An 11,763-nucleotide genomic window follows, 5' to 3' on the forward strand; every position below is an offset into this window, starting at 1 on the left:
GAGGCGACGGTGGACAAACTGGGGATTCCTTCGGTGCGGGGTCAAGGCAGTGACGCCGACCGGACGCCGGTGATCAGGACTGTGACGGTGCATCGGCGAGGCCCCTATCGGGACACAGCCACACCCGGCCGGGTCACTGCCGCCCGCGGGGAGGTCGCCCGTGAGATCTACCACCTGCTCCGCCGCTCGATCCCGTAGATCCGACCCCACGAACCGCTTGACAGAACATAAGGGCATCAGCGCCGCCTGCGCCGTTCCGGTGGCTGTGGCACGAGTCCGGCAGCCACCGGAGTCCGGCGGTCAGGGTGTGGCCAGCGCCTCGGTCGGTGACAGCCGCGACGCGCGGATGGCCGGGTACAGGCCGGCCAGGCCGCCGATGGCCAGGGTGGCGCCGACCCCGCCCAGTATCGCCCAGGAGGGTAGGACCGTCGCCCACTGCTGGTAGAGGGCGTAGCTGGCGGTGCCGGCAGCGCCTAGCAACGCGCCGCCCGCCCCGCCGAGGGCGGACAGTAGCAGTGATTCGGCGAGGAACTGGGTGCGGATCTGCCCTCGGGTCGCGCCGAGCGAGCGGCGCAGTCCGATTTCGGCCCTCCGTTCGAGCACCGAGATCACCATGGTGTTGGCCACCCCGACGCCGCCGACGAGCAGCGCTACCGCGCCGAGACCGAGCAGCAGCCGGGTGAACGCCTCGCCCGCGGCCTGCTTGGCGGCCAGCGCGTCGGAGGGACGTGACACCTCGACCTCGTTGGGTGCCTCGGGGTTGGCGGTCGGGCCGAGCACGTCTCGGACCGCACCGACCTGGCGTTCCTCGGAGCGGGTGTAGATGGTGGTCGGGTGCCCGTTGAAGTGCAACTTGGCTTCGGCGACGGGCCAGCCGACGAGCGCCGCGGTGTCCAGGTCGGGGGCGAGTGGTGTCGGCTCGAGGATGCCGACGACGGTGAACCACTCGCCGCCGATGAGGACCTGGGTGTCGGGTCCGGCGTGGCCGATGCCGAGCCGTTCGGCGGTAGCCGCGCCGAGCACGGTCGCCGGGTAGGTGCTTGTCGCCGTGTTGAGCCAGGTCCCGTTGCGGATGCGTGCTCCGACGGTGTCGAGCAGGTTGAGGCGGGCGGCGTACCCGGCGATACCGTTGGTCTGCGCCTCGGGAATCTTGTCGGTCCGGTACACCTTGACGTCGTCGAGGCGGCCCACGGCGGACAGTTGCCGCACCGGGTCGATCCGGCCGATCATCGCCTCAGCCGTCTCGGGCAGGGTCGCCTGCTCACCTACCAGCGTCCTGCCTCGAGACACGGTCAGCAGATTGGTCCCCAGCGCGTCGAGGGTACGGTCGAGTTCCGCGCGCGACGAGGACGAGATGCCGACCACGGCGACCATCGAGGCGATACCGATGGCGATGCCGAGCGCGGACAGGAACGCCCGTAGCGGTCTGGTGCGCAGCCCAACGAGGCCGACCTTGACCAGGTCGCCGGGCCACAGCCGGGCCGGACGCAGCGGATGTGCCATCACCGTACCGCCGGGCCTGAGTCGGCGATGATCCTGCCGTCGCGCATGCGTACCTGACGGGGCAGACTATCGGCGATTTCCCGGTCGTGAGTGATGATCACGACGGTGGCACCCGCAGCGTGCAGCTCGCGCAGCAGCTGCATCACCCCGGCACCGGAAGCCGAGTCCAGGGCGCCGGTGGGCTCGTCGGCCAGCAGCAGCGGCGGGTCGCCGGCCACCGCCCGCGCGATGGCCACCCGCTGGCGCTCACCGCCGGACAGCTCGTGCGGCCGGTGATCTGCCCGGTGGGCGAGACCGACCCGTGCCAGCGCGGCGGCGGCTCGGCGCCGCCGTTCCCTGGCACGCAGCCCGCAGTAGAGCAGCCCGTCGGCGACGTTGTCCAGCGCGGGGACACCGGCGGCGAGGTGGAACTGTTGGAAGACGAAGCCGATCCGGCTCGCTCGCAGCGCGGACAGCTCGGCGTCGCGCAGCCGGGCGATGTCGTAATTGTCGATGCGCACCTGCCCGGTGGTGGGGCGGTCGAGCGTGCCGAGCAGGTTGAGCATGGTGGACTTGCCGGAGCCGGACGGACCGACGATGCCGACGAGTTCGCCGGCGCCGATGTGCAGGGAGACATCGGTGAGCGCGGCCACCCCGCCGGTGTACACCTTGCTCGCCATTGTCAAAGAGATCATTTCGGCATCCCCACTGTCGTGCCCTCGGCGATGCCGTCACCGGAGATCTCCACTGAGCCGTCGGAGAACAGGCCGGTGCGGACCGCGACGTAGCGGGAGGTGTCTTTTTGGACAACCTCCACGCCGAAGCCGCCCTCACGAAGGGCGAGAAGGGCGGCGACCGGCACCGTCAGCACGTCCTTCCGCTCGGCCGCGGTGAACGTCACGTCGACCGAGGCCAGCATGTAGGCGTCGGCGGCCTTCTGGTTGTCGAGCGTGACGACCACCTCGACCTTGGTCTTCGGGTCGTCGCCCTGTGCCTCGCCGGGCTGGATCACCGTGGTCACCTCAGAGATGTGCCCACCGACGGAGCTGTCGTCCGGCAGCGTGACCGTCACCGCCGCACCTATCTTCGCCATCCGCTGGTCGGCGGTGTCGAGCTGGACCGTGACGGCCTTCGCCGTTTCGGTGTAGCTGAGGATCCGCTGACCGGGTGCCACGGGGTCGCCCTGCGCGGCCTGGAGTCCGGCTATGCGAATCGCGGCGGGCGCGAACACCACGCGGCCGAGTTCGACCACGCCGGTCTCGTCCAGGCCCTGGTCCTCCTGCCACCGTTTGACCGCCGTCGCCGTCGACTCGGTGTACTCCTCGTCAACGGTAAATCCGGAGTAGCCCAGCGCACGCAGGTTCTGCTCGAGCTGCTTGACGTCCGGGCCCTCGACGCCGGCCGCGAGGTTCCGGTACGCGGGCGTGTGCCCGTACATCAGGGTCACCGGCTTGTTGTTGAGCTTGTACAAGGGCTGGTTGCGGGTGATCCGCGCGCTGGTGTCGGGCAGGTATGTGAGGGTGCCGGGCAGCCGGCTGGTGGCGGTGCTCGTGGTGCCGTAGCCGAGCTCGCCGTCGGCTGTGTGCGCATCCTTCAGCGTTCGCCGGGTCACCTGGGTGGTGTCGGGCGGCAGCGTGTTAGCCGCCGCGTCGCCCGATGATCGGCCGCCAGCGATGCCGAGCCAGATGACCACCGCCGCGCCGGCCACGAGCGCGGCCACGGCGGCAACGGCAGCTCCCCGCCGGCCCCGGCGTCGAGGCAAGCGCTCCACCGCCGGTGCCTCGACCGCGGTAGCGGCCATCACCGGCTACCCGCGAGGATGCTCTGGCACTGCTGCTGGGCCTTGGCGAAGTCCGGATCCTCGGCGATCTTCCCGTCGATCCGGACACCCATCTGTCCGGGCTCGGGATCGGGGAACTGCTCCACGCCGTTGTCGCGCATGCACGTGGCGAACTTGCGATTGTTCTCGTCCATCTGCGCGTTGCCACCGGACGCGTCCGCCATCGGGTTGTACTGCCGGCACGCCTCCATCGCCTTGTTGACGGTCTCCTCGCTCGTGCCACCGCCAATTCGGACCTGCGGGCCCTTGCCCGGCTCGGGATCGGCCATGTCGACGCCGTTCTCGCGCATGCACTGCGCGAACTTCACACCCATCTCTTCCCGGCTCAGACTCGCCGCGGCACTGGGCTGGGCCCTCGTGCCGCCCCCAGCCGAGGCCACCGTGCCGCCGCCGTCCTCCGAACCGCATCCGGCCAGGGCCACGGCCAGCACCAGCGGCAGCACCGCAAGCGCGCCACCGGTCAGCTTCACCCTCACGTTCGTCTCCTTGGATCGAGGCCAGCACCAGCGCCGGCCCGGTCGAGAGAAATCCAACGCGACGGCCCGTTTCCCTGCCGTTTGCTGCTTGAGCGCCCGGTCGGCAACGCCGAGGAAACACCAGATCGGGAACCATGCACCGTGGTGCACCGGGACAGGGAAGGAACCAGAGAACATGCGCGTGCTGGTGGTGGAGGACGAGCCGATGCTCGCGGACGCGATCGCCGAGTGGCTGCGCGAGGACGCGCACGCGGTGGACGTCACATACAACGGGGACGCCGCCCTGGAACGGTTGTTCGTCAACGACTACGACGTGGTCGTGCTCGACCGCGACCTGCCGGTCGTGCATGGAGACGACGTGTGCCGGGAAATCGTCGGGTCCGGGTCACTCACGCGGGTGCTGATGCTGACCGCAGCGGCCGAGGTCACCAATCGGGTCGCTGGGCTGTCCCTCGGCGCGGATGACTATCTCGTCAAGCCCTTCGCGTTTCCCGAGCTCGCCGCCCGCGTGCGGTCGCTGGGGCGGCGCAGCCGGCCGGCCGCGCCGCCGGTGCTGCGCCGTGCTGGGATCACCCTCGACCCGGCATTGCACAAGGTGTTCCGCGACGGCGCATACATCCCGCTGTCGAAGAAGGAGTTCGGGGTCCTGGCCGAACTGCTGCGCGCCGACGGCGCCCCGCTCTCGGCTGAGTTCCTGTTGGAGAAGGTCTGGGACGAGCATGCCGACCCGTTCAGCCCGGCCGTCCGGCTCACCATCCTCAAGCTGCGACGCAAGCTCGGCGACCCACCGGTCATCGAGACCGTCACCTCGGTGGGGTACCGGATCTCATGACCGCCCGGAAGCTTCTGCCGTCCCGGATCACCCTGCGGGCCAGGCTCACCCTCATCTACGGCGGCCTGTTCCTCGTCGCCGGTGTCGTGCTACTGGGCACCACGTACGCGCTCTTCAACCAGCAGCTGGGTAGACCCAATCTGCAACTGTTGACCGTCAAGGCCACGCCGAGCCCGGCCGCCTCACCGGCCCCCGATGTCGATGCCCCGCTGCCCGAGACCGATGCCATGCGATGGATGCAGGACCAGCAGCGGCAACTGCGCGAAGCGGCCGCCACGTCGCTGCTTACCCAGGGCAGCATCGCGCTCGGTCTGGTCGGCGCCGCGGCGGCGGCGTTCGGCTGGCTGGTCGCTGGCCGGGTGCTTGCCCCGCTCCATCAGGTCACCGAGACCGCGCGGCGGATAGCGGCCGCCCCGGCCGCCGGCGGTGGGCTGCACGAGCGCATCGCGCTGCGCGGCCCGGACGATGAGGTGAAGGAGCTCGCCGGCAGCTTCAACACGATGCTGGAGCGGCTCGACCGCTCCTTCGACGGGCAGCGACGGTTCGTCGCCAACGCCTCGCACGAGCTGCGCACGCCGCTGACGGTTGGTCGCGCCCTCGTCGAGCTCGCCATGAACCGCCGGACCGTTTCAGAGGACACCAGGCAGCTGGGCGAGAGCCTGTTGCAGATCAACGCCCGCCACGAACAGCTCATCACCGGCCTGCTCCTGCTGGCCACCTCCGAGAAGGAACTCACCGAACGCCGGCCGGTGGACCTGGCGGACGTCGCCGCGTACGTGGTGGCCCAGGCCGGCTCGCTGGCGAGCCGAGCGGGCATCACTCTGCACGACAAGCTCGACGAGGCACCTACCACGGGCGACGCGCTGCTGCTCGAGCGGATCGTGCACAACCTCGTCGAGAACGGCATCCGGTACAACACCCAGCCCGATGGCTGGGTCCGGGTCGTCACCCGCACCCGCGACGACGGTCACGTCGAGGTGGAGGTGAGCAACACCGGACCCGTCGTGCCACCGTACGAGGTTCCAGCGCTGTTCGAACCGTTCCGCCGCCTAGGGGATCACCGCCAGATCACGGCCAAGGGGGCCGGGCTCGGCCTGTCCATCGTCCGGTCGGTGGCGGCCACCCACGGTGGGTGGGCCACCGCGACCGCCCGGGAAGACGGCGGCCTCGTCGTCACGGTCACGCTCCCGGCCGGGCCGGACGACGACGGCCTCCGCCGATGAGTACGTACACCGCCTGCCGCAGCCGTGCGGCTCCAGACCGAGGGCGGATCACCATCGGCGGTGTCACCGCCGGGTGATGTAGAAGTGCCTGTGGGTGTAGTCGAATGTGATGGCGAACGGCTTGAGGAACTTGTGGGTGAAGTTCGCGATGATGTCGAACCCGAACAGGGCGGACTGGCCGGGGCCCGGGAAGCCCGGCCAGGTGGTTGTCACCGCCATTCCGCTTACCTCATGTCCGACCGCCTTCCCGAGGCTGATCCGGTCCGGGGTGATCGGATAGATGGTGCTCCCGTTGAACTCCTGCGGATGGGCGTAGTCCACCTCGATGCCCGCCCGCTCGGCTATCTCCACGGTCGTGTCGACGCCATAGAGCGTGCCGCCCGTGTCCAGGGTGACGATCCGCGGCCCGTAGTCACCTAGGCTGCCCAGCGTGCATGGGTAGTGATCACCCGCCAACCACAGCGGCAACCTGTCGAGCCCCGGGTGCCCAACCTGGGCTCGGAAATCGCGCAGCTGGGTTGCGGTCTTGCGCCGCAGCACCAGCGCGCGGTTGGCGTAGTCCATCGTGGAGAGCGCGTGGTAGAGCAGCGTTGTGCCGATAACGCCCGCCGCCTGCGAGCCGTCGGGAAGGGGTGGCCGCTGGGCGTCGATCCACTGCACCGGAATGTTGCGGAACTCGATGTCCCCGAGCCGGAACGAGTCCATAACGCCCAGGTAGATGGTGACCGGTCCGTTGCTGGCCACCCCTGAAGTGGTGGCCACCGCCCGAAGTCCCGCCTCCTCCGCCACGTCCTGGGACAGGTCGAGCGTCGCATAGGTGTCAAGATAGAACCGCTTGGGATTTCCGCCGTTGACGGAAGCTTGGACGTGCGGCAGGGGATCGACACCCAGGAACGGGACGCGGGTGCGCTGTGCGCCGTGCACCTGCCACGGCGCGTCGGGCAGATGGGCGTACAACTCGGCAAACGCCTCGTCACGTGGCCGGCCCGTGCTCCGCAACAGCGGGATGGCGCGGGCATGCTGATCCTGGCGGACGAAACACTCCGCGAGCCGCTGCCGTGCGGCAATATCGTCGGGAGCCGAGCTGACAGCCTTGGACAGGTACGTCTCGGCATCGGCGAACCGGTTGGACAGGAGGGCGATGTACCCACGCTGCGCCAGCGCATGCGCATTTCCCGAATCCTCCCGCAGCAGTCGCGCGTAGCCCCGATCCGCCTCGACGAACAGGCCCGCCCTGAAGAGTTCGTCCGGGTCGCCACCGGACGACGGCGGGGTCGAAGCCGGCGCGGCGGAGGCGCCGTCCCAGCCGCCCAGCATCGGAAGAACCGCGACGGCGCCGGCGGTCAGGCCCGCCCGACGCAGAAACGCACGCCTGCCGACGCTTCCGGGATCACTCCCGTTCACCATGGCAATACTCCTTACGTTGGCGCTGCCGGAATGGATCCGGTCGGTCGAGGGAGATACAACCCGGTCGCCTGTTTCCCCGGCGTTTTCGTGCCCGGCCGGCGGCTGTCCGCCATCGCGGCTGGGACGAGGTGTCAGGGCATCGGCCGGCCAGGCTGACTGCCATGGCTGTTCGACTGTTCCCGACGCGTGATAGCGCAAAGCGACGCCCGACAAAACCGTGAGGACGGGCGATGCCACAGTGACCTGCCCAGGCGGCACCACACCTCCGGGAGTACCGACTCCCACAACGACGGCTGCACGTTCCGCGTACGAAGCATCAGATCCCCTTACGCCGCACCGACCTGCCCACCCTGATCAACGACAACGAGGCCAACCACGCAGCGCGCAGCCAGCCTCGTCGATCTACTTTTCAGGTCGAAGTAGCTACTTCGACCGGAAAAACCCCGGTTGAGGGCGGTCCTCGCCCACCAACAGGGCATAGGCGTTATGCGACACGGGGTCCTCGGTGTAAGTGAGGCTTGTTCCCGGACTGACGATCCAGAGCACCTGGCGTGCACCCTCCTCGGCGACCTCCTCGACACGCTGCCACCCCTGCTCCGAGGCGAGTTCCTCCACCGCCTCGTCCTAGGTGAACGACCCAGAACCAACCGGTCCGACCGGTGGCGGGGCGAATTCATGGTCTTGCACCTCGCGGTGCTGTACATGTCAGGAGGTTTCCGATGGCGGCCTGCGAACACTACTACTCCAGCCGCACTTTCAGGTCTCCACATTGGCCCCGTGCCCAGGCCTGGCTCACCCTCTGGAACGCCGTCTACACCACCTGAGCGCCCAGACCCACAACGCCATCGCGCCAGCACACGGCATCCACGCTGACGATCTCTGGTCGCCAGGCGGCAGAAGGCCGTCAACCGGGCCCACGCGAAGATCCGCGCCCGCGGCGAACGAACCATCGCCACGCTCAAAACCTGGAAGTCCTCGCCAAGCTGCGCTACTGCCAGGCCGAGCCACCGCGATCGTGCAGGCCATCCTCGTCCTGCACGATCGCCGAAGCGAACCGCTACGCAGGATGAGAACGACTCACTATGAATGCCTCAGTGATCATTAGTCCAGAAGCCGACTTCATGGGAGTCGCCGACGTAGAACGAGACGCCGTAGTAATGGCCTTCGACCAAGTTGTAGCGTCCCCCCATGCTGGCTGAAAGTTTGATGCAGGTAAACGCACCCGCAGTTTCGTCGAACTCGTACGCGATGATTCCCGTGTAATAGTCCTTCACAAGGCCGTGAACGCCCTTACCATCGGCCTTGGTGTCGCACACCATCACAATGTCGCCGTGTTCCTCAACGTAGACATCGCCGCCCGGGACAGACCAGTGGTGATCCCAGTCGATGCCATCGTCGGCGCTTGCCGGGCCTGCGATTCCCAGCGTGACGGCCACGGTGAGAGAAGCAGCGACCGCGGTGATACGAGAAAGCCGTCTTTTCACTTGCAATCCCATCGATCTGAGGAATGTAACGACGGACAGTGAAGCATTCCGCGCGCCTGTTTGACGCCTGGTTCCTGCATGGTTCCTGCATGTTGAGGTCGTGCGCCTTGACGAGGGTGCCCAGGCACACCAGGATCGCCGCCGAAGCCGGCCACCGCCCGGCCGGCGAGCAGCCTCGGCGGCGAACCCGCCGGGTCCGCCGGCGGTGTGCATCCGACCGGCGAACACCTCGGCTGCCTCGCCGTCGTACCGACGCGATGGAGCGGTGCCGAACAAAGGACGGTCGGGATGCCGGTGGGCCGCGAACCATGGCCCCGTGAGTGACCGTCGAGAATGGTTATTCCGTGGCCAAACGGCAGCGCACGTAAGGGGTGCCCGGCACAGCAGTGCCATTGCGACGCTGCTGGGGCTGGTGTACGGTCGCGGGACCGTTGCTGGAAGGTCAACATCTTCCAATGCAACGGCTTGCGGGCCATGATTGATTAACCAGCCCGTGACCGCGCGTGGCGTGCATCATCGCGTTCTCGATGCAAGGCGGCGCAGCGACAGGAAGTCATCGGCACGATCGGCAAGAAGCAGGATCCACGGCTGCTTCGGTCGCTGGAATTCCAGTCACGCGTGAGCTCGGTGAGCAGCTCATCGCGCCGGCCACCGCCGAGTAGGCACATCCCGCTGCGCGCCGAAGATCGGACCGCATCGTCCGAGTCGAGCTCTTCGAGAAGCTCGCGCGCGGTTGAGAACAGGTTTGCGCGTCAGTACGAATGCCGGGCGGCTGGGCGAGCACCGCCGACGGGCTCGTGGAGAGCTGCAGCACCCCGACCGGGCACGTGTTCCTCGTCGCTGCGGTCACCCACGATCGCGGGGTGATCCTGGGTCACGTCAGGTCACGGACAAGCGCGGCGAGAGCGCGGGTCATCGCCGACTTGCTGGCACCCCTGGACGTGACCGGGATGATGCTCACTCTGGATGCGCTGCACTCCAGCAAGGAGACGCCCGCCTGATCACCGGACCGCTGGGCACCCGCTACATGCTGATCCTGAAGGGAATCAGCCGCTGGCCATTCAGGCCGCCCAGGCCATGCTGTCGGCGCTGTCGACGCTGGCGAGGCGTAGGTCGCGGGAGACGAGGGTGTGGTGGATGAGTTCGCGTTGTCCTTGTTAGATGCGTGAGTAGGCCGGCCCGAGGGATAGGAGTGGGGCGAGGTTGTACAGCACGCCCGCTGGCGGGAGCCGTTCGGCCGTTGTTCACCTGGCTGCCCACCGCCCGGCCGGCGCCGTGAGGCCGGGCGGTGGGCGGCGTTGACGGAGCGGGGGCCCTACTGGCGGTTGCTCAGTGGGTCATTGGCGCACGTGCAGCCGCAGCACCTCGCCCTGCCCGACCATGGTGCCCTTGTTGGAGATGTAGATGGTGCCGTCCGGGGCGACCGCCAGGCCGGTGGGGGTGATGAGGCCGGCCCGGGCGAGTTCGGTGTGCGATCCGTCGCGCTCCACCCGGATCAGCGCGCCGGTCGGGTCGCCGCTGAGCAGGCCGTTGGCGGTGATCTCGAGGACGAGCAGCCTGCCCTTGTGGTCGAAGGCGATGTCGGTGATGTTGGTGAAGCCTTCGGCGTAGACGGTGGGCGTCTGGCCGGGCGTGACGCGCCATACCTTGGCCCCGCCGACGGGGAACGGGAATCCGGTCAGCTGGCCGACGTAGAGGGCGCCGCCCGGTCCCGTCGTCACCGTGGTCGGCACGAACTGCATCGGGATGTTCGGTCCGCCGAACGGGTTCGGCGTCGGGGTGGTCGGGAACACGGCGAGCGGGGAGATGCGGCCCCTGCGGTCGAGACGCAGCAGGGTGTTGCCGCCCGCGTCGGTCACCACGGCTCCATCCCGGTATGGCACCAGTCCGTACGGGTTGCTGTCGGGTCCGGTGCCGGGCTGGTCGCTGTCTGGGTTGTTCGCCGCCTCCCAGCCGGCCAGGTCGGCGAAGGAGTTTGCGCCCGACGGCCCGAGCCGCACGGTCTGGCCGATGAGCGCCCCGGCGGTACCCAGCTGGGCCCGGCGCTGCGGGTCCGTGCCGAGGCCGATGGTGACCAGCGGCCCGGCTGGGGTCAGCGCGATGTCGTGCGGTCCGAGGACCTCGGACTGGGTAGGCGTGCCCAGTGACGGAAGCCCGGTGGCCACCCGCTTCTGCTGGTGTCCCCGGACCGCGGTGATCGCGCCTGTGGCTCCCAGGCAGAACACCTGGTCCTGGCCGCCGACGAGGCATGGCGCCTGGCCACCTCTGCCGGCTTCGGCGACGAGCACGACTCCCTCGGGCGTCACGGCAAGGCCCCGCGGATTGTCGAGCCCGGTGGCGATCACACTCATGCCCTCGGCGCGGGTCTTGCTGGTGGCCGCCGTCGCCGCGTCGGGTGTCGACGCGACGACGAGGCCGGCGACTGCGACGGCAACGCCGGCAGACCGGAGCTTGAGCCTCACCATTGGGTCTCCTTCCTCGTGTTTTCGAATCATGCTGTGCACAACGGTCACAACTTCCGCGACGCTAACCGGGTTCCGGGCCTGAGCGGCGACGTTGTCGGGTGGACGACCGCCGAGGCTGCCCGGACAAGATGCCGAGGCGGGTTTGCGCAGGGCGATCGGGGTCGGGGCAGGCACACCGAGGTGGACAACTTGATTTCGTTACGCGCAGGTCGCATGCATTCGTTGTGCCTGATCTGCGCCCGAGGCCCGGTCCCGCTGCCTGACGATGTCGGGGGAGGGACGGGACATGAGCAGCGCTCGCGGTCGGGGCGGACAGGGCCGGAGGGGGTAAGCCCGGCCCGGCGGTGGGAGACGTCGCCGGGTGGGCTGGTGCTGCGCCGGCCTGTCGCCCCGATGCTCGCCGCGCCCGTCAATTCCGTGCCCGAGGGTCCGAACCTGGCCTATGCACCGAAGTGGGATGGCTGGCGGGCGCTTACCTTCCGCAGAGCCTCCGACGTCTACTTGCAGTCACGTGCCGTCGCCGGGAGGGGCTGGCCTGGCGGACTGGCGGTGGG

Annotated in this window: 11 protein-coding genes and 1 pseudogene; 4 read left to right on the forward strand and 8 right to left on the reverse strand. The window is 68.7% G+C overall.

Annotated elements, in window-relative coordinates:
• Positions 1-300 precede the first annotated feature (300 nt).
• The 4 genes from ACGF4F_RS26330 to ACGF4F_RS26345 all read right to left on the reverse strand — a co-directional run bounded on the left by ACGF4F_RS26330 (position 301) and on the right by ACGF4F_RS26345 (position 3,792).
• Positions 301-1,506 carry an ABC transporter permease gene (locus ACGF4F_RS26330; protein ID WP_393081241.1) on the reverse strand — a complete coding sequence of 402 codons (1,206 nt, stop codon included), beginning with the start codon at positions 1,504-1,506 and terminating at the stop codon, positions 301-303.
• Positions 1,503-2,177, reverse strand: coding sequence for an ABC transporter ATP-binding protein (locus tag ACGF4F_RS26335; RefSeq protein WP_393081244.1), 675 nt, complete (start codon positions 2,175-2,177; stop codon positions 1,503-1,505). Before ACGF4F_RS26335 ends, ACGF4F_RS26330 begins: the two co-directional genes overlap by 4 nt.
• Positions 2,174-3,202, reverse strand: coding sequence for a peptidoglycan-binding protein (locus ACGF4F_RS26340; protein ID WP_393081247.1), 1,029 nt, complete (start codon positions 3,200-3,202; stop codon positions 2,174-2,176). The genes ACGF4F_RS26335 and ACGF4F_RS26340 overlap by 4 nt, the downstream gene beginning before the upstream one ends.
• An 80-nt stretch (positions 3,203-3,282) precedes the next feature.
• On the reverse strand, positions 3,283-3,792 hold the full coding sequence (locus ACGF4F_RS26345; protein WP_393081250.1) for a hypothetical protein: 510 nt from the start codon (positions 3,790-3,792) through the stop codon (positions 3,283-3,285).
• A 181-nt stretch (positions 3,793-3,973) separates the two neighbouring features.
• Between ACGF4F_RS26345 and ACGF4F_RS26350 the strand changes: the two genes are divergently transcribed.
• Both ACGF4F_RS26350 and ACGF4F_RS26355 read left to right on the forward strand, forming a co-directional pair.
• Positions 3,974-4,630, forward strand: coding sequence for a response regulator transcription factor (locus ACGF4F_RS26350; protein WP_393081253.1), 657 nt, complete (start codon positions 3,974-3,976; stop codon positions 4,628-4,630).
• Positions 4,627-5,853 (forward strand): sensor histidine kinase, encoded by a 1,227-nt coding sequence (locus ACGF4F_RS26355; RefSeq protein WP_393081256.1) that lies wholly within the window; start codon positions 4,627-4,629, stop codon positions 5,851-5,853. Before ACGF4F_RS26350 ends, ACGF4F_RS26355 begins: the two co-directional genes overlap by 4 nt.
• Before the next feature lie 63 nt (positions 5,854-5,916).
• Here ACGF4F_RS26355 and ACGF4F_RS26360 read toward each other — a convergent pair whose 3' ends face one another.
• Both ACGF4F_RS26360 and ACGF4F_RS26365 read right to left on the reverse strand, forming a co-directional pair.
• Entirely contained in the window at positions 5,917-7,260 is a 1,344-nt protein-coding gene (locus tag ACGF4F_RS26360; RefSeq protein ID WP_393081258.1) for an aspartyl protease family protein, read from the reverse strand.
• Positions 7,261-7,683: 423 nt separating this feature from the next.
• The gene (locus ACGF4F_RS26365; RefSeq protein ID WP_393081261.1) at positions 7,684-7,875 is read right to left on the reverse strand and encodes a hypothetical protein; all 192 of its coding nucleotides are present in this window, start codon (positions 7,873-7,875) and stop codon (positions 7,684-7,686) included.
• A 258-nt stretch (positions 7,876-8,133) separates the two neighbouring features.
• On the opposite strand from ACGF4F_RS26365, the pseudogene ACGF4F_RS26370 reads away from it, so the two are divergent.
• Positions 8,134-8,330, forward strand: a pseudogene (locus tag ACGF4F_RS26370) (transposase family protein); the annotation flags it as partial.
• 21 nt (positions 8,331-8,351) lie between these two features.
• Here ACGF4F_RS26370 and ACGF4F_RS26375 read toward each other — a convergent pair.
• On the reverse strand, positions 8,352-8,756 hold the full coding sequence (locus ACGF4F_RS26375; RefSeq protein ID WP_393081264.1) for a hypothetical protein: 405 nt from the start codon (positions 8,754-8,756) through the stop codon (positions 8,352-8,354).
• Between the two features lie 749 nt (positions 8,757-9,505).
• On the opposite strand from ACGF4F_RS26375, the gene ACGF4F_RS26380 reads away from it, so the two are divergent.
• Entirely contained in the window at positions 9,506-9,745 is a 240-nt protein-coding gene (locus ACGF4F_RS26380; protein WP_393081266.1) for a hypothetical protein, read from the forward strand.
• A gap of 336 nt (positions 9,746-10,081) precedes the next feature.
• Here the strand turns inward: ACGF4F_RS26380 and ACGF4F_RS26385 are convergent, their stop codons facing one another.
• A complete protein-coding gene (locus ACGF4F_RS26385; protein WP_393081269.1) occupies positions 10,082-11,206 on the reverse strand; it encodes a ScyD/ScyE family protein in 1,125 nt (374 codons plus the stop codon).
• Positions 11,207-11,763: the final 557 nt, after the last annotated feature.

Source organism: Micromonospora sp. NPDC047740 (genome assembly GCF_043204735.1).
Classification (GTDB): Bacteria; Actinomycetota; Actinomycetes; order Mycobacteriales; family Micromonosporaceae; genus Micromonospora.

Bases quoted from the DNA above. Each gene is read 5' to 3' on its own strand.
- ACGF4F_RS26335 (WP_393081244.1), bottom strand. From the start codon at position 2,177: ATGATCTCTTTGACAATGGCGAGCAAGGTGTACACCGGCGGGGTGGCC.
- ACGF4F_RS26350 (WP_393081253.1), top strand. From the start codon at position 3,974: ATGCGCGTGCTGGTGGTGGAGGACGAGCCGATGCTCGCGGACGCGATC.
- ACGF4F_RS26355 (WP_393081256.1), top strand. From the start codon at position 4,627: ATGACCGCCCGGAAGCTTCTGCCGTCCCGGATCACCCTGCGGGCCAGG.
- ACGF4F_RS26360 (WP_393081258.1), bottom strand. From the start codon at position 7,260: ATGGTGAACGGGAGTGATCCCGGAAGCGTCGGCAGGCGTGCGTTTCTG.
- ACGF4F_RS26375 (WP_393081264.1), bottom strand. From the start codon at position 8,756: ATGGGATTGCAAGTGAAAAGACGGCTTTCTCGTATCACCGCGGTCGCT.
- ACGF4F_RS26380 (WP_393081266.1), top strand. From the start codon at position 9,506: ATGCCGGGCGGCTGGGCGAGCACCGCCGACGGGCTCGTGGAGAGCTGC.